This is a genomic window from Pseudomonas sp. GD03862 (assembly GCF_029840855.1).
Lineage (GTDB): Bacteria > Pseudomonadota > Gammaproteobacteria > Pseudomonadales > Pseudomonadaceae > Aquipseudomonas > Aquipseudomonas alloputida.
The window spans coordinates 1-19,028 of record NZ_JAOCDI010000058.1; the positions used below are offsets into that span (position 1 = coordinate 1).

The following is a 19,028-nucleotide window of genomic DNA, read 5'->3' on the forward strand; positions in this document are numbered from 1 at the left end:
ACAGGAATAATTGGCCCGAAACAAACGTAGGAGCGGGTTTACCCGCGAAGCGCCGCGCGGGCGGCGCTCGATCTCACAGGCGCTGAAAATGAATCGGCAAACATCTCAAAATCCCAACGCCGTCCCCTCAAAATTCCAACGCCGCCCCCTCGAAAATCCAACAACAAAGACCCTGCAAACCCAGAACAAACTCTTACTACTCCTGACTCACCCCCAACCCCAACACCCGCGTTAACCTTCATTTAATCAACCCCAGCCAGCATGGCCCCATTCCCAGATCTGCCAAGGCGAAGACATGCGCGTTCTCCTGCTCTTCCTCACACTCCTACTGGCCGGCCCGTTGCAAGCCAACCCGTTCGATGTGAAACCAGACTTCCTGCCGGTTGACCAAGCCTTCGTGCTCACCCACGACCGCCAGGCCGACGGCCAGATGCGCCTGTACTTCCAGATCAAGCCGGGCTACTACCTGTACCAGAAGCGCCTGAAGTTCGATGGCCTGCCCACCGAGCAACACCCGCAACTGCCACCGGCACTCAACCATCACGACGAGTTCTTCGGCGACAGCGCGGTGTATCGCGACCAGCTTGAACTGCTATTGCCTGCCAACGCCCAGGGTCAGTTGCGCCTGGGCTGGCAGGGCTGTGCCGATGCCGGCCTATGCTACCCGCCGCAAACCACCTCGATCGACTTGGGTGGCAGCGTAACGCCCGCCGCCGAGCAAGCCAGCGACCAGGCCCTGGCCAGCGGCCTTCAGCAAGGCCACCTGGCATGGAGCCTGCTGGCGTTCTTCGGCCTTGGGCTGCTGCTGGCCTTCACCCCCTGCTCGCTGCCGATGCTGCCGATCCTTGCCGGGCTGGTGCTGGGCAATGGCGCCAGTGCCCGGCGCGGCTGGCTGCTGGCCGGGGTCTATGTGCTGAGCATGGCCCTGGTGTACGCCGGGCTCGGGGTGGTTGCTGCCCTGCTGGGTGCCAGCCTGCAGGCCTGGCTGCAGCAACCCTGGCTGCTGGGCAGCCTGGCAGGGCTGTTCGTGCTGCTGGCACTGCCGATGTTCGGCGTCTTCGAACTGCAACTGCCTGCCGCCCTGCGCGACCGCCTGGACCGCGCCGGGCAAGGTACCCGTGGCGGCAACCTGTATGGCGCGGCACTGCTCGGGGCATTGTCCGGCCTGTTGCTCGGCCCGTGCATGACTGCGCCGTTGGCCGGTGCGCTGCTGTACATCGCGCAGAGCGGTGACGTGCTGCAAGGCGCGCTGGTGCTGTTCAGCCTCGGCCTGGGCATGGGCGTGCCGCTGCTGTTGCTGGTAACCCTGGGCAACCGTTATCTGCCGCGCCCGGGTGCGTGGATGAACCGGGTCAAGGGTGTGTTCGGTTTCGTGTTCCTGGCCATGGCGCTGTACACCGTGCGCAGCCTGCTGCCTGCTACCTTGCTGCTGGCACTGAGCGGCGCCTGGCTGATCGCCTTGGCCTGGGCTGCCTGGCCAGCCCTGCAGCGGCTGCCGGCGTTGCGTGCAGTGCCGTTGCTCGGCGCGCTGTGGGGCGGCCTGTTGCTGGTCGGTGCGGCAGCAGGCGGCGACGACCTCTGGCAGCCACTACGCCCGTTCGCCGGGGGTGGCAGCACAGCGGCCGCTGGCCAGCATGCCGAGGACAGCTTCGTCACCGTCAGCCGCCCCGAGGACCTGCAACGTGAGCTGGACGCGGCCAAAGCCCGCGGCCAGTGGGTGATGCTCGACTACTATGCCGACTGGTGCGTGTCGTGCAAAGTCATGGAAAAACAGGTGTTCGCCCGCAGCGACGTGCAGACCGGCCTGGCCGGCGTGCACCTGCTGCGCCTGGACGTGACCGCCGACAGCCCAGCCAGCAAAGCCCTGCTGCAGCGCTACCAAGTACCCGGCCCGCCCAGCATCATCTGGATCGGCCCGGAAGGCGAAGAACGCCGCGCGCGGCGCATCACCGGTGAGGTGGACGCAGCAGCGTTCCAGCAACACTGGGTCCAGACCAGGAGCCAAGGCTGATGCTGACCGTAACACTCGGGCCACTGACCATGGCCCTCAACCACCTGCTGATGCTCACCGCCCTGGTGATCGCCAGCGTGGTCGGCTGGTGGGTCGCCCGACGTGGCGGCGAGAGCCCGGAATCGGCGCTGTTCAACCTGTTCCTGATCGGCCTGCTGTGTGCCCGCGCCGGCTTCGTACTGGCCTACTGGCCGATGTACCGGGACGACCCGCTGCAAATCATCGACATCCGTGACGGCGGCTTCCTGTTCTGGTCGGGCCTTGCCGGCATCGTGCTCGGAGCCCTGTGGCAGGGCTGGCGCCACCCCGGTCTGCGCCGCCCGCTAGGCTGGGCGCTGTTCAGCGGCGCACTGTTCTGGGGCCTGGCCAGCCTCGGCGGCCACCTGTACAGCAAAGGCACCGAACTGCCCGAACTGAGCCTGCGCAACGCCGGCGGCCAGGCCGTGGCATTGCACAGCTACCGCGGCAAGCCGCTGGTCATCAACATCTGGGCCACCTGGTGCCCGCCGTGTCGGCGTGAGATGCCAGTGCTGCAACAGGCGCAAAGCGCTTACCCGCACGTGACCTTCCTGTTCGTCAACCAGGGCGAAACCCCGGAAAACGTCAGCACCTTCCTCGCCACCACCGGCCTGAGCCTGACCCACGTGCTGTTCGACGGCACCGGCCTGCTGGCCCAGCGCGTCGGCTCCATGGCCTTGCCCACCACCCTGTTCTACGACGCCAACGGGCGGCTGGTCGGCAGCCACCTGGGCGAACTGTCCCGGGCCAGCCTGCGCCACGCTCTGGAACCTTTCGACCGGGCCATTGCGCCCGCCCCTGCCGCACAAGGAAACTGACATGCGATTGACTGCACTGCTGCCCCTGTCCCTGGCCCTGCTGGCCTCCCCTGCCCTGCAGGCCGAAGAACTGCCCAAAGCTGTTCAGCAGCTCCAAGCCAAGGGCGCCGTGATCAAGGGCAGCTTCGATGCGCCCAACGGCCTGCGCGGTTATGCCGCCGAGTACCAGAACAACGCCCTGGCCCTGTACCTGACCCCTGACGGCAAGCATGTACTGGTCGGCAGCCTGTTCGACGAACAGGGCAAAGACCTGAGCGCCGAGCCGCTGCAAAAGCTGGTATACGCGCCGATGAGCAAGGAAATCTGGGCGAAAATGGAAAAAACCGCGTGGATCGCCGACGGCAAGGCCGATGCGCCGCGCAAGGTGTACCTGTTCAGCGACCCGAACTGCCCCTACTGCAACATGTTCTGGGAACAGGCGCGGCCGTGGGTAGAGTCGGGCAAGGTGCAGTTGCGCCATATCATGGTCGGCATCATCCGCGAAGACAGCCCGGGCAAATCGGCGGCACTGCTGGCAGCGAAAGACCCGGTCAAGGCACTGCAACAGCATGAAAAGGCCGGCAAGGCCAGTACCCTGAAGGCGCTGGAACAGGTGCCAGAGGCTGTGCAACAGAAGCTGGCGGCGAACATGGCGTTGATGGAAGAGATGGGGTTGCAGGCGACTCCGGCCATTTTCTATCAGGATGAGCAAGGCAACCTGCAAAGCCAGCAAGGGGCACCACGGCCGGAGATGCTTGGGAAGATTCTGGGCAAGCGTTAGTGCATGTGGTGGGGCACAGATCGAGCGCCGCGAAGCAGGTGACGCGGGGCATGGCACCGGCTACGCCGGTGTTCGCGGGTGAACCCGCTCCTACGGGGCTCGCGCTAACGGCTGGGTTTTGCGCCAGGCCCGTGATCGCAAGGCCTGCGCGGTCGGCCGTAGGAGCGGGTTTACCCGCGAAAGGGCCGGACCTGCTGGCCAATTTCCACCAGCCGTTCACCGTTGCCGCCGCCACTGTATTCGCGGGTAAACCCGCTCCTACGCTGATCGGGAGTGGACACACATTGGTGATTGGACGCAGGCCGTTCTTTCGCAAGCATTAAATCTCCCGACCGGGCAAATCTACCCCGCGCAGATTTAAATCTGCCACTCAACATATCTAGAAACAATTATTCGGCACGCCCTGTCGTTAAACATCGTTTGCTTGCTTCCCTTATTCAAATCCTACACACACGCACAATAAAGAACATTCGGACATTCACAACAGAGCGTTCGAGCATCAAAAACAGAAATTTCTTACACAATTAGAAGAAAAAATAAACCCCAAAAAACATTATCAGATTTAAGCAAGACCCTTCTGAAGAATTTCCCCACAAAAATAGCTTTAAACCGAACATTCCAATATCACGTCCAGCCACGCCATCCCCACCGAAAGATTGACTTGAAACAACCGAACGCCTAAACCTCCATACCCATACATTTCAGACCACACCAAAAACCAGGAGACACTCATGAAAAATCAATTTGGCATTACCCTCATGGCATTGGCTTCGACACTCACTGCGAAATCAAATAACACCGCAACAATGACACCAAATTGGTCTACTCATGAATCCAAACCACTGTATCCGCAGCGCACAAAAAATCACGAGCATCACAAAAATCTTGACCACTGAGCACTTGAGGGAGCCCACATCGCTTCTTTGGTCAGCGCTGGCCCCTTGCATACTCTTCATCATCACCCAGCCAACGCATGTAGCCTCGACCTATACCGCTTCAGCCGCCTGGTTCTACTCATACATCTCTGCTACCCTCGCGTTCTTTGGATTCAGCTTCTACCTCATCGGCAGGAGGGAAAGTGGCTTCACGCGGTCCTTCATCTACCAACACAGCGCAATCAAGCTATTCCTGACTGCCCACACACTCAGTTATTTTTTATTGAGCTCGCTTTACGCCACACTATTCTACCTCTTGACCAAACCCTTACGAGGTCACTACTCACTTCCTGAATACCTCTATCTGATGGCATGCTTTTACACCAGCTACCTCATGTTCACCTGTATCGGCCTGGGGATCGCTGCGCTGCCGATAAAATTCAGCACAGCCAGCACACTTTTCTCACTCATGTCATTTCTCATGCTGGTCTCCGGATACACCGGTGCCACGCTGGGGCACGATGCTTCGCATACGCTAACGCTGATCAACCCGCTCTTTCTAAGCGCAGATCTTCCATGGCGAAATGCCCCTTCTCAACAGTTTCCTGATTGCTCTTTCGGCCTCTGCGGCCTCGACATACCTGACCGGAAGGTATTTCAGAATCCAACCCATATGGAGCCGATACTGATGGACATTTTAACTATAAACAACCTTCACTTCGGATACAGCGGAAACCCGCTGCTGAACGACATTGAACTCACTATAAAAGCGGGGGAACTGGTTGGCATTCTGGGCAACAACGGGGCCGGAAAGACAACCCTTTTCGACCTCATCTGTAAAATAAAGAAACCGGCGAAAGGCACCATTTCCAATGTATCCAGGCGTCAGGCCTATTTGACCCAAATCCTTACACCGCCCCCCTTACTGCGCATGGACGAAGCGGGCAAGCTAATCACCAGCCTGACCCCCAACGTTTCCCCAGATCACACAGAGATTCTCTCGAAACTAGCCAAATGGTCCCCGTCACTGTCCAAGCGATATGCAGAAATTGCCAAGAAAAAAGCCGCCAATTGCAGCTACGGTGAAATTCGCAGCTACTTCACGCTGACCTTGTTGCTTTTAAACAGTGACTTGATCATTCTTGACGAGCCAACGGCTGGCGTGGACCCTGAATTTCGACATTATATATGGCTCGGTATAAAAAGCGCGTGCGCGGAAGGTGCGAGCGTGCTGATATCTTCTCATTACACAGAGGAAATCACGAAAAACTGCCAGCGCTTTTATATGCTCGCAAACAAACGACTGGAAGCGTTTGACAGTGGTGGACAGTTCATGGAACGCCACCGTGCCAAATCGCTGGATGAAGCCTTTATCAATGCTTTGGTCTAGGTACCGTGGCCATTGAGAGGGGGCGCCAAGCGCCCCTGCCCATCACAGCCCCTCCAGCTCCGCCATCAGGTCACTGAGCCGGTCGATCTTGTCATCATCCAGCGCACTGCCCTGCAGCCCCTGTACATACTCGGCCAACGCCTCCACCGTGCTGCACTCGAACATCGCCCGCAGCGGCACGTTCAGCTGTAGCTGCTTCTGCACCCGCGAAGCGATCTGCGTGGCCAGCAGCGAATGCCCGCCCAGCTCGAAGAAGTTGTCGTGCACCCCCACCCGCTCGGCTTTGAGCACATCGGCCCAAATACCCGCCAACACGTCCTCCAATTCGTTGCGTGGCGCCTGATAGGCCTGACTGTACTGGCCGCCGATGTCGATGGCTGGCAGGGCCTTGCGGTCGAGCTTGCCGTTGGCGTTGTGCGGCAAGCTGTCGAACCAGCCCCAATGCAACGGCACCATGTACTCCGGCAACTCGGCACGCAGACGTTGCTTGACCTGCTCCAGCAACGCGGCATCGGCACTGACGCCTTGGTGCGCCACCAGGTAGCCAACCAGATGCTTGCCGTTCACACCCTCCTGCACCGCCACGGCAGCATCGCGAATTTCCGCCTGCTCATGCAGCCGGGCCTCGATCTCGCCCAGCTCGATGCGATAGCCGCGAATCTTCACCTGATGGTCGATGCGCCCGACGTACTCCAGCACACCGTCCGGGCGTTGCCGCGCCAGGTCGCCAGTGCGGTACAGGCGTTCGCCCGGCGCCCCGTAAGGGTGAGGGATGAACGCCAGCGCCGTGCGCACCGGGTCACCGACGTAGCCACGGCCTACACCCGTACCAGCCACGCACAGCTCGCCCACCGCACCCAGCGGCACCAGCGCCTGGTCCTCGCCGAACAGGTACAGCCGGTTGTTGTCGGTTGGCGTGCCGATTGGCAGGTAGCTGCCTTGGGTCGAGGCGGCATCGACGCGGAAGAACGCCACGTCATCCGAGCACTCCGCCGGCCCATAGGCATTGACCAGGCCGATCTGCGGGTAGCGCTGCAGCCACTGCGCCGCCAGCTCCGGTGGCATGGCCTCGCCGGTCGGCAGCATCCAGCGCAGGCCGTCGAGGGCCTGGTGGTCGCTGGCCAGCATGCCCTGGATCAGCGACGGCACGCTCTCCAGCACGGTGATGCCAGTGGCATGCACGTGCGCCAGCAGGCCATGCGGGTCATGGGCGATGGCGTTAGGCACGATCTCTACCTTGGCGCCGAACAGCGGCGCAGCCAGGAACTGCCAGACTGAAATGTCGAAGCTTTGCGAGGCGGTCTGGGCAATCACGTCCTGCTCGCTCAGGGCCAGGTACGGCACCTTGCTCAGCTGGTTGTTGAGCATGCCGCGCTGCTCGACCATCACCCCTTTTGGCAGGCCGGTCGAGCCTGAGGTGTAGATCACGTAGGCGAGGTTGTCCGGGCCACTGTGGATGCCCGGGTTGTGGCTTGCGATCGGGTTGGCCTGGATGTCTTCCCAGACCAGCAGTCGCGGCCGCAGCGCAGTCTCCAGCTCACCGAGCAACTGCCGCCCCTGCTCGGCGCAGGCCGCGCTGCACACCAGCACTGGCGTGCGGCTGAGCTGGATGATGCTTTGCAGGCGCGCCGCCGGCAGGCCCGGGTCCAGCGGCAGGTAGCCGGCGCCGGCCTTGAAGCTGCCAACGATCATGCCCAGCAGCGGCAACCCACGCTCGGCAAGCAGTGCCACTGGCTGGTCCACGCAGACCCCAGCAGCCACCAGCGCATGGCCCAGGCGGTTGGCCGCCAGGTTCAGCCCGGCGTAATCATAGGACGCCTCCAGGCAGCGGGCCACGGTACGCTGTGGATGCGCCACGACCTGCGCTTCGAACTGCGCGATGTAGCTTTGTTCCAGCGGATAAACCCGCTCGGTCCGGTTGCAGTCCTCCAGCAGGAAGCCTTGCTCCTGGGCGCTCAGCAACGGTAGCTCGCTCACCTCCCCTTCAAAACCTTGTACCAGCGCCAGCAGCAGGCGCTTGAATTCGGCCAGCAGGCGCTCGACGGTCGGGTAGTCGAAGTAGCGCTGGTCGAACGACAGGTGCAGGCCCAGGTCATCACCCGGGTAGCACACCGCCGTCAGCGGGAAGTTGGTGTGGGTACGGCCCGAGTCGGAGCTGGCGTTCAGGTGCTGGGCGTGATCGAGCACGGCGGTTTCAACCGGCGCATTCTCGAACACGAACAGGCTGTCGAACAGCGGCTGGCCCTTGGGCAGCTCGCTGCACGCCTGGATCGCCACCAGCGGCAGGTATTCGTACTCGCGCAGCTCCATGTTGCTTTGCAGCAGGCCTTGCAGCCACTGGCGTACGCTGCAGCGCTCACCCGCCGCGGGCAACTGCACGCGCAGGGCCACGCTGTTGATGAACAGGCCGACGGTGCGCTGCATCTGCGGCATGCTCACCGGGCGACCGGCCACGGTCACGCCAAAGGCCACATCGCGGTCGCCGCTGTAACGCGCCAACACCAAGGCCCAGGCCGCCTGGGCGAAGGTGTTGACGGTGAGCTGATGAGCCTGGGCCAGTTCGCGCAGACGCACACCATCACTCACCTCCAGGCGGGTGTAGCAGTCGCCGACGACCATGCCGCTACCGGCGTGGTCATGGCGCAGCGGGCGGTCGCTAGGGATGGCTGTGGCACGTTCGAAGCCGGCCAGGTTGGCCTGCCACCAGGCGCGTGCGTCGTCCAGGCCCTGGCGTTGCAGCCAACCGATGTAATCGCGGTAACGCGGCGGCACCGGCAGTTGGGCCTGACGGCCTTCGCCAAGGGCCTGGTAGACCTCGAAGAAATCGTTCATCAACAGCGAGCGGCACCAGGCATCGATAAGGATGTGGTGGTTGCTCATCATGAACCAGTAGCGTTCATCGGCCACGCGCACCAGGCGCAGGTGGAACGGTGCCTCGCTGAGCAAGGCAAAGCCGGCCTCGCGCTCCTGCTTGTGCAGGGCCTGCAGGCGCTGCTCCTGGGTATCCTCAGCAAGGCCGCGCCAGTCCTGGTAGTCCACCGCCAGGTTGCCCGGCTTGTGGATGATCTGCAGCATCGCCTCGCCGCTGTTCCAGCTGAACGAGGCGCGCAACGCTTCGTGGCGCGCCACCACCGCCTGCCAGGCCTGGGCGAAACGCTCAGGGTCGAGGGCGCTGTTGATACGGTAGCGGTCCTGCATGTAGTAGAGGCCAGTGCCCGGCTCCAGCAGGGTGTGCAGCAGCATGCCTTCCTGCATCGGCGTCAGCGGGTAAACGTCCTCGATCTGCGCGGCCGGGACCGGCAATGCGTCGATCTGCTCCTGAGTCAGGTGCGCCAGCGGGAAGTCTGATGGGGTGAAGCTGCCATTGCCATCGGCCAGGCAATGCGCGACCAGCGCCAGCAGCTCCTGACGATAGGCCTCAGCCAGACCCGCGATGGTCTGCTGGTCGTAGCGCTCGGCGCTGAAGGTCCAGCGCAATTGCAGAGCACCGCCATACACCTGGCCATCGACGCTCAACCAGTTGGGCAACGGCGCATCGAGGTCATGCGCCAATCCGGCCGGTGCCTCCAGAGGCTGGAACAAGGCCGCACTGTCGAACTGCTGGTCGAACTGGCCCAGGTAGTTGAAGGTGATGCGCGCCTGCGGCAAGGCCGCCATCTGTTCGCGCCCGGCGGCATCCGCCAGGTAACGCAGTACGCCGTAGCCCAGGCCCTTGTGCGGCACCTGGCGCAGTTGTTCCTTGATGCGCTTGATCGAACCGGCCCGCGCCGCGTCGTCTTCACCTGGCAGCGGACGCAGGCTCAGTGGGTAGGCATTGGTGAACCAGCCGACGCTGCGGGTCAGGTCCATGTCTTCGAACAGGCCGTCACGGCCATGGCCTTCGAGCTGCACCAGCACTTCTTCATCGCCGCACCAGCGGCACAAGGCCCGCGCCAGTGCAGTCAACAGCAGGTCGTTGACCTGGGTGTGGTAAGCCGCCGGGGCCAGTTGCAACAGCTGCCGGGTTTGCTCCACGTCCAGGCCGATGGCCAGGGTTTGAGCGTGGCGATGCAAATTGCCGCCCTGCGGATGGTCGCACGGCAATTCGCGACGCACACCGCCCAGCTGGCCTTGCCACCAGGCCAGTTCGTCACGCAGCGAATCGCTGCCGGCGTAGCTGGCCAGGCGCGCGGCCCAGTCGCCGACGGCGTGGGTCTTGGCCGGCAGAGACTGGCCACGGTACAGCGCCTGCAGGTCTTCCAGCAGCACACGCCAGGACACGCCATCAACCACCAGGTGATGAATCGCCAGCAGCAACCGCTGGGTGCCCTGCCCGTCACGCACCAGCAAGGCGCGCAGTAGCGGCCCCTGTTGCAGGTCCAGGCTGCGCTGCACGTCGGTGTAGAGTGCCTGACAATCATTGAAATCGGCGACAGTGGCGCTCCACAGCAGTTGCTCGGCGCCAGGCTGCACGTACTGGGCCTGCCAGCGGCCCTGGGCGTCGCTGAAGCGCAGGCGCAGGCTGTCATGGTGCTGCACCAGCGCAGCCAATGCCTGTGCAAGGGTGGCCTCAACCAAGGGTTGGCGCACCTCCAGCAGCACGGCCTGGTTCCAGTGTTGCGGCTGTGGCACGTCACTGTCGAAGAACCAGTGCTGGATCGGCGTCAACCCGGCCTGGCCCTGGCGCAGTCCCTGCTCCACCGTGCTCACGGCTTCGCTGAGCTGAACCACAGCTGCCAGGGTCTGGATGGTCTGATGCTGGAACAGGTCGCGCGGGGTGAATTGCAAGCCGGCCTGCCGGGCGCGGCTGACCACCTGAATCGACAGGATCGAGTCGCCCCCCAGCTCGAAGAAGTTGTCCTGCACGCCGACCCGGGCAACGTTGAGCACATCGCGCCAGATCTGCGCCAGCTGTGCTTCCACCTCATTGCCAGGGGGCTGGTATTGCTGCCGCGCCTGCTCAAGGTCCGGCAATGGCAGCGCGCGGCGGTCGAGCTTGCCGTTGCCCATCAGCGGCAGGCTGTCGAGCAGCACCAGGTGCGCAGGCACCATGTAGTCGGGCAGGTGCTGGCGGGCATCGGCTTTCACCGCTTCGCGCAGCAGTTGTTGCGCGTTGCTACCGGCGGTGGCCTGCCTGCACACCAGATAGCCCACCAACTGCTTGCCGCCCGGCAAGTCCAGCGCCAGCACGACGGCCTCGTCGACTTCCTCGTGCGCTTGCAGGCGGCTCTCGATTTCGCCCAGTTCGATGCGGAAGCCGCGGATCTTCACCTGCTGGTCGGCACGGCCGACATACTCCACCAGGCCATCGGTACCCAGGCGTACCAGGTCGCCGGTACGGTACAGGCGCCCGCCTTCGGCACTGAACGGGTCGGCGACAAAGCGCTCGGCAGTGAGGCCTGGCCGGTCGTGGTAACCCTGGGCCAGGCCGGCGCCGCCGACATACAGTTCGCCAATGCCGCCTTGCGGCAACAAGGCCAGATCCTCGTCGAGGATGTAGGCCGTACGGCTACCGATGACGCGGCCGATCGGTACGCTGCCAAGGTCTGCTGGCAACGCGTCTGGCGCCAGGCACGCCAGCGGCATGACCACGGTTTCGGTCGGGCCGTAGGCATTGAAGCACTGCTGCGGCGCAAATGCCTGGCGAATACGCTGCAGGTGCTCGCCGGTCAGCGCTTCGCCACCGGTAATCACCAGGCGTACCGGCAATTGTTCGCCCCGCCCGCCCAGGTACTGCGCCAGCTGGCTGCCGTAGCTGGGGGTAAAGCCCAGAATGCTCACCTGCTGTTCGCGCACCAACTGGCAGATGTCCTCGGCGCCCCACTGCCCCTGGGCGCGCAATACCACACGCGCACCACACAACAGCGGCACCCACAGTCGCTCGCTGGCAGCGTCGAAGTTGATCGAATAGAAATGCAGCTCGCAATCATCGCTGCGCATGCCAAATGCGGCGATCACCGCCTGGCAGTGCATGGCGAACTCCCCATGGCTGACCACCACGCCCTTGGGTTTGCCAGTGGAGCCTGAGGTGTAGATCAGGTAAGCCTGGTGCTGCGGCAGGCTGAGGTTGTCCAGCGGCGCATCGCTGTAGGCCGCCAGGCTGGCGGCATCGTCTTCCAGGCTCCAGCTGGCCACGCCTTCAGGCAGCTCGCCCAGGGTGTGCAGCAGCGCACGCTGGCTGAGCAGCAAGCCGATGCGGCTGTCTTCGATCATGTAGCGCAGGCGGTCGAGCGGGTACTCGGGGTCGAGCGGTACATAGGCGCCGCCGGCCTTGAGGATGGCCAGCAGGCCGACGACCATTTCCAGCGAGCGCTCCAGCGCCAGGCCCACGCGCACCTGCGGGCCGACACCCCGTTCGCGCAGGGCACGCGCCAGGCGGTTGGCCTGCTGGTCGAGCTCGGCGTAGGTCAAGTGCTGGCCGGCGAAGGTCAGCGCGCCAGCCTGTGGCGTGCGCGCGGCCTGGGCAGCGAACAGACCGTGGAGGGTCTGGCCAAGGTCGAAATCGTGTTCGCCCTGCAATTGGCCTGTAAGCACTTGTTGCTCGGCACTGCTCAGCATTGGCAGTTCGCACAGGCGGTGTTGCGGGTTGTCGAGCAAACCGACCAGCAGTTGTTGCCAATGCTCGGCCATGCGCGCGATACGCGGCGCGTCGAACAGGTCGCGGCTGTAGGTCAGGCAGCAGCCCAGCCGGCCGTCCAGGTCGGTCACCTCCAGGTACAGGTCGAACTTGGTGGCGCTGGCATCGTTGACCAGGTAGTCCACCTGCATGCCGGCCAGCGTGCGGCTTTGCTGGAAGGCCCAGCGCTGCACGTTGCACATCACCTGGAACAGCGGGTTGTAGGCACTGCTGCGTGGGGGCTGCAGGGCCTCTACCAGTTGGTCGAACGGCAGGTCCTGGTGCGACTGGCCTTCGATGGCAGCCTGGCGAACCTGCTCCAGCAGCGCGCTGGCGGTCATCTGGCCGTCCAGCTCGCAGCGCAGCACCTGGGTGTTGAGGAAAGCGCCGATCAGGCCTTCGCTTTCCGGGCGGATGCGGTTGGCCACCGGCGCGCCGATACGCAGGTCGCGCTGGCCACTGTAGCGGTGCAGCAAGGCGGCCAGGGTGGCGGTCATGGTCATGAACAGGGTCAGGCCGCGCTGGCTATTGAAAGCATGCACACGGGCCACCAGTGCCGGATCGAGTTCGAAGCGGTACAGCTCGCCACGGTGACTCTGGACTGCCGGACGCGGGCGGTCGGCAGGCAACGCCAGCACCGGGTGCTCGTCGCCCAGGCGATGCTTCCAGTAGGCCAGTTGTCGAGCGCCCTCGCCGCTTTCCAGCCATTGCCGTTGCCACACGCTGTAGTCCAGGTACTGCACCGGCAGCGGCGCCAGTGGCGACTCGCGGTCATCGACAAAGGCTTCGTACAGCTCGCCCAGCTCGCGGGCGAAGATGTCCATGGCCCAGCCTTCGGTGACGATGTGGTGCAGCGTCAGCACAAAGAAGTGCTCGCGCTCGTTGGCCTTGACCAGGCAGGCGCGCAGCAGCGGACCCCGCTCCAGGTCGAAGGGCTGGTGCGCCTGGTCGTCGGCCAGTTGTTGCAAACGTTGCTGGCGGGCATCGTCTGACAAAGCGCTGAAGTCTTGCCAGTCCAGATGCAGGCCGCTGTCTTCGGCCACGCACTGGTACGGCACGCCGTCGATGCTGGGGAACGTGGTGCGCAAGGTTTCGTGACGCACGATCAGCGCCTGCAGCGCACGCTCGAAGGCGTCCACGTGCAGGGTGCCGCGCAGGCGTGCCATGCCGCCGACGTTGTACGCCGGGCTGTCCGGCTCCATCTGCCAGAGGAACCACATGCGCTGCTGCGAGTACGACAGCGGCACCGCCTGACGGCTGTCGACACGGGCGATTGCACCTTGCAGGTTGCGCTCGCCGGCCGCGCGCAGGCGGGCGATCTCGGCACAGAAGGCGCCCAGCTCGCTGGCTTCGAACAGGGCCTTGAGCGGCAGCTCGACATCGCAGGCCTGGCGGGTGCGCGAAACGATCTGGGTAGCCAGCAACGAGTGGCCACCAAGGGCGAAGAAGTCGTCCTGCAAGCCAATGCGCGGCAGATTCAACACGTCGCGCCAGATGGCCGCGACCTGTTGTTGCAGCTCGGTTCGTGGCTCGACATGCTCACGCTGCTGCCACACTGGAGCAGGCAGTGCCTTGCGGTCGACCTTGCCGCTGGGGCCCAGTGGCATCTGTGCCAAAGGGATGAGTTGCGCCGGCACCATGTAGGCTGGCAATTGCTCAGCCAGTACGGCCAGCACCTCGGCAGGCTGGGCGCTGCCACTGTAATAGCCGACCAGTTGCGCGCCAACGGCGTCCTTGTGGATCAGCACCAGCGCCTGTTCCACACCTGCCTGTGCCAGCAGGCAGGCCTGCACTTCCTCGGGCTCGACGCGGAAACCGCGCACCTTGACCTGCTGGTCGAGGCGGCCAAGGTATTCCAGGGCCTCCAGCTGAACCTGCCAGCGGGCGCGATCGCCACTGCGGTACAGACGCTGACCATTGCCGTCGGCCTGGGGTACGAAGCGCTCGGCAGTGAGGCCGGGGCGGCCCAGGTAACCACGGGCCAGGCCCGCGCCACCGAGGTACAGTTCGCCCGGCACACCGGGGGCGCTCAGTTCCAGCTCATCGTCCAGCACGCGGCACAGCACATTGCCCAGCGGGCGGCCGATGGGCGAGCGCTCGCCGTCCACCACCTGACAGTGCCAGTGGGTGACGTTGATGGCGGTTTCGGTCGGGCCGTACCGGTTGTGCAGCTGCACCTGCGGCAGCACCTGCAGCACGCGGTCACGCAGCGTGGCGGACAACGCTTCGCCACCCGAGAACACCCGGCGCAAGCTACTGCAGGCCCCCGCCTGCGGCTCCTGGACGAACACCTGCAACAGCGGCGGTACAAAGTGCAGCGTAGTCACCCCATAAGCCTGCACCAGGGCAGCGATACGCTGCGGGTCGCGGTGTTCACCAGGGCCGGCGAGCACCAGCTTGCAGCCGGTGACCAGCGGCCAGAAGCATTCCCACACCGAGACGTCGAAACTGATCGGCGCTTTCTGCATCAGCACGTCGCTGTCATTCAGCGCATAGGTCGTCTGCATCCACTGCAGGCGCTCGGCCAACGCCGCATGGGTATTGCCTACGCCCTTGGGCTGCCCGGTGGAGCCGGAGGTATAGATAACGTAGGCCAGGTTGTCGCCGTGCAGGTGCAGGCCGGGGGCATGGCTGGGCCAGCTGTCCAGGTGCAACTGGTCGAGGGCAATGGCGCTGACACCGTCGACCTGCGGCAGCTTGCCCAGCAGGCTGCTGTGGCTCAGTAGCAAACGGGCGTCGCAGTCGGCCAGCATGTAGGCCAGGCGTTCGGCAGGGTAATCGACATCCAGCGGCACGTAGGCACCGCCGGCCTTGAGAATGGCTAGCAGGCCGACCAGCAATTGCGGTGAGCGCTCGATGGCAATGGCCACACAGGTATCGGGGCCGACGCCTTTGTCACGCAGGTAGTGGGCCAGGCGGTTGGCTTGCTGGTGCAGCCCGGCGTAATCCAGGCTGCCCCCGTCCCAAACCAGGGCGGTGCGCTGCGGCGTCAGGCGTGCCTGCTCATTGAGTTGTTCGACCAACAGGTGCTGCGCTGCGGCGGCCGGTGCCTGGCCCCAACCCAGCAGCTGCGCACGGCCGGGCTCATCCAGCAGTTGCACGTCGCCCAGCGCCTGCTGCGGCGCGGCACACACCTGTTCCAGCAGCGCCAGCAGGTGATGGGCCAGACGTTCGACGGTGCTGGCTTCGAACAGCTCCGTGGCGTAGTCGAAGGCCAGGCTCAGGCGGCCCAGATGGTCCTCCTCACTGTGCAACTGCAAGTCGAACTTGGCTTCGCGGCTGTGCCACGCCAGCTCTTCGGCCAACAGCCCCGGCAGACGCCGCAGGGCTGACAGGTCGCGTTGCTGGTGGTTGAACATGACCTGGAACAGGCCCTGTTCGCGCGCATCGGGCAGGGCTTCGACAAGCTGTTCGAAGGGCAGGTCCTGATTAGCCTGGGCTTGCAACGTGGCCTGTCGTACCTGGGTCAGCAACTGGGTAAACGAGTGACGGCCATCGAATTGCGCTCGCAGCACCTGCGTATTGATGAAGAAACCGACCATGCCTTGGGTTTCCAGGCGCGGGCGGTTGGCGTTGGGCACGCCGACGCGGATATCGGCCTGGCCGCTGTAGCGCTGCAGCAGCGCCTGCCAACCTGCCAGCAGGACCATGAACAGGCTGGCCTGCTGCTGGTGGGCAAGGCTCTTGAGCGCTTCGCCAAGCCTGGCCGGCACCTTGAGGTTGAAGCGCGCAGCGCTGTGCTCGCGCTGGCTGGCGCGCGGGTGGTCAGTGCACAGGTCGAGCGCCGGCAGCTCACCACCAAGGTGTGCCTTCCAGTACTGCAACTGGCGTTCGGCTTCACCGTCAGCCAGCCATTGCCGCTGCCAGCTGCCGTAGTCGGCGTAACCCAGGGGCAACGGCGCCAGGTTGGCCTCCAGGCCTTGGCAGCGAGCGGCATACAGCTTGGCGAATTCTTCGAGCAGGATGTTCAGCGACCAGCCGTCAGCAACGATGTGGTGCAGGGTCACCCACAGCTGATGCTCTTCGTCGCCCAGGCGCACCAGGGTTACCCGCAGCAGCGGGCCCTGGGTGAGGTCGAACGGCTGGCGGGCCTCGGTTTCACGCTGCGCGGCAACCTGCTCGGGCGAGTGCCCTTCAAGGTCCAGGCGGTGCAGGCTGAACGGCTGTTGAGGCAGGATACGCTGCAGCGCCTGGCCATTCTCTTCGCTGAACACGGTACGCAGCGATTCATGGCGCGCCACCAGTGCCTGGAAGGCCACTTGCAGAGCGTTGACATCCAGCTCGCCACGCAGGTGCAAGCCGGCGGGAATGTTGTAGGCCGCTGATTGCGGTTCCAGCTGCCAAAGCAGCCACAAGCGGTTTTGCGCCAGCGACTGGGGCAACGCCTGGGCGCGCTCCAGCGTGGTGATGGCTGCGGTGCCAGCGGTGCCAGCGGCGCCAGCGGCGCCATCGGCGCCATCGGCGATGATCTGTGCCACGGCCTTGCTGTAGTCGGCCAGTACCGGCGCCTCGAACAGGGTACGCAGGCTCAGGTCGATACCCAACTCATCGGCCAGGCGCGCTGTGGCCTGGGTGGCGGCGATGGAGTTACCGCCCAGCAGCAGGAAGTGGTCGTCCGCGGCCACCGCCTCTACCTTGAGGATGTCGCGCCACACAGCGGCGATGCGTGCTTGCAGCTCGTCGCCAGCGGATGCACGGGTACCGGCTTCGCTCACCTCAGGGAAACGGGCATAGCAGTCCAGGCTGCCATCGTCCATGCGCAGCCGGCAGGCAGAGCGCTGCAACTTGCCGCTGGAGGTCTTCGGCAGCGCGCCGGGGTTCAGCAGCAGGACCACGGCCGGGGCCTGTCGGCAGGTGTCGGCGACGACCTGGCGCAGAGTCTTGATCAGGTCCTGGGGCTTGAGTGCCTTTTGCACGTTGCGGCTGATCTCCACCGCGACACCGATGCCCTCCTCGCCTTGGTGCTCGACGGCGAACACCGCCACCCGGCCTTTGCGCAGCACCTGAACTTCGCGCTCGAGGGTTTTCTCCAGGTCTTGTGGGTACAGGTTTTGCCCACGCACGATCAGCATGTCCTTCAGACGCCCGGTGACGAATACCTCGCCGTCACGCATGAAGCCCAGGTCGCCGGTACGCAGCCAGGTCTGGCCGTCCATTTCGACGAAGGTTCGAGCGCTGGCTTCTGGGTTGCGCCAGTAGCCCCGGGCGATGCTCGGGCCGCCTGCCCAGATTTCCCCCACCTGGTTGTCGCCCAGCACTTGCAACTGTTGCGGCTCGACGATGCGTACCGCGTGCCCCGGCTGCGGGAAGCCGCAACTCATCAGCACGCTGCCAGTGCCGGGTTCGGCGCGGTTGGCGGCGAAGGCTTTGGCATCCAGCTCAAGCGCGGCGATACCCTGGCCACGACGGCTGCCGCTGACGAACAGGGTGGCTTCGGCCAGGCCATAACTGGCGAAGAAGCTCTGCGGGTCGAAGCCACAGGCCTGGAACTTGTCGGCGAAGGTGGCCAGGCTGTCCTGGCGGATCGGCTCGGAGCCGGAATAGGCCACGCGCCAGCGGCTCAGGTCGAGCCCGGCCAGCGAAGCCTCACTGACCCGCTCGCTGCACAGGCGATAAGCGAAGTCGGGCCCGCCGCTGATGGTGCCACCGTATTCGCTGATGGCCTGCAACCAGCGCAACGGCCGGGCCAGGAAGTACCCCGGCGACATCAGCACGCAAGGCACGCCACTGAAGATCGGCTGCAGCAGGCCGCCGATCAGGCCCATGTCATGGTACAGCGGTAGCCAGCTGACGATCACATCGTCGGGGTTGAGGTCGATGCCAAAGCCTTGGCGGATCAGTTGCTCGTTGGCCACCAGGTTGCCATGGCTGACCTGCACGCCCTTGGGCAGCGCGGTGGAACCGGAGGTGTACTGCAGAAAGGCGATGTCATCGCCCTTGAGCGCGGGTTCACGCCAGTTCGCAGCCAGGGCCGGGTCCAAGCCATCCACTGCCAGCAGTTGGGGGGCATTGTCCGCCGCCAGGGCTTCCAGGCCCTGCAGGCTGTCGTGCAGCGCCGCCACGGTCAGCAGCAGGCACGGCTCGGCGTCATCGATGATCGACAGCAAACGCTCCTGGTGGTGCTGGCGCGCCGACTCCGGCGGGTAGGCCGGCACCGCGATGACCCCGGCATACAGGCAGCCGAAGAACGCCGCCACGTAATCTGGCCCGCTGGGGAACAACAGCACGGCACGGTCACCGAAGCTGGCGCGCGCCTGCAAGGCGGCGGCGATGGTGCGTGCACGCTGGTCGAGGTCCCGGTAGCTGAGCACGGCCTGCTCACCGGGCGTGTCGGCGAGAAAGCGCAGGGCAATCCTGTCCGGGGTCTGCGCGGCGCGTTGCGCCAGGGCCTGGACCAGCGAGAGCGGGAGTTCGAAGGCGTCCGTCATTGGGTGTTCCTGCCAGTGTCTGGTTAGGTCTGACAGCTGCTCCGCTAACGTGGGCGGGCAACGTATTCGACCGGGGATGTACACAGGGGAACGGATGGGCAGGGGGAGAAATTAGCGGGCAGGTCAGGCATTA

Annotated in this window: 5 protein-coding genes and 1 pseudogene; 5 read left to right on the forward strand and 1 reads right to left on the reverse strand. The window is 64.4% G+C overall.

Features of this window, described 5'->3' with window-relative positions:
- Positions 1-295: 295 nt before the first annotated feature.
- The 5 genes and pseudogenes from dsbD to N5D53_RS25100 all read left to right on the forward strand — a co-directional run bounded on the left by dsbD (position 296) and on the right by N5D53_RS25100 (position 5,872).
- Positions 296-2,011: a protein-disulfide reductase DsbD gene (gene dsbD, locus N5D53_RS25085; RefSeq protein WP_020193880.1), complete on the forward strand. Its 1,716-nt coding sequence runs from the start codon at positions 296-298 to the stop codon at positions 2,009-2,011.
- On the forward strand, positions 2,011-2,847 hold the full coding sequence (locus tag N5D53_RS25090; protein ID WP_104961094.1) for a TlpA disulfide reductase family protein: 837 nt from the start codon (positions 2,011-2,013) through the stop codon (positions 2,845-2,847). Before dsbD ends, N5D53_RS25090 begins: the two co-directional genes overlap by 1 nt.
- 1 nt (position 2,848) lies before the next feature.
- On the forward strand, positions 2,849-3,607 hold the full coding sequence (gene dsbG / locus N5D53_RS25095) for a thiol:disulfide interchange protein DsbG (RefSeq protein WP_190869594.1): 759 nt from the start codon (positions 2,849-2,851) through the stop codon (positions 3,605-3,607).
- Between the two features lie 828 nt (positions 3,608-4,435).
- Positions 4,436-5,171: pseudogene (locus N5D53_RS27685) on the forward strand (hypothetical protein).
- Positions 5,171-5,872 (forward strand): ATP-binding cassette domain-containing protein, encoded by a 702-nt coding sequence (locus N5D53_RS25100; protein ID WP_274140659.1) that lies wholly within the window; start codon positions 5,171-5,173, stop codon positions 5,870-5,872. The pseudogene N5D53_RS27685 and the gene N5D53_RS25100 overlap by 1 nt, the downstream one beginning before the upstream one ends.
- Positions 5,873-5,914: 42 nt before the next feature.
- Here the strand turns inward: N5D53_RS25100 and N5D53_RS25105 are convergent, their stop codons facing one another.
- A complete protein-coding gene (locus N5D53_RS25105) occupies positions 5,915-18,895 on the reverse strand; it encodes a non-ribosomal peptide synthetase (RefSeq protein ID WP_279841003.1) in 12,981 nt (4,326 codons plus the stop codon).
- Between the last annotated feature and the right edge of the window lie 133 nt (positions 18,896-19,028).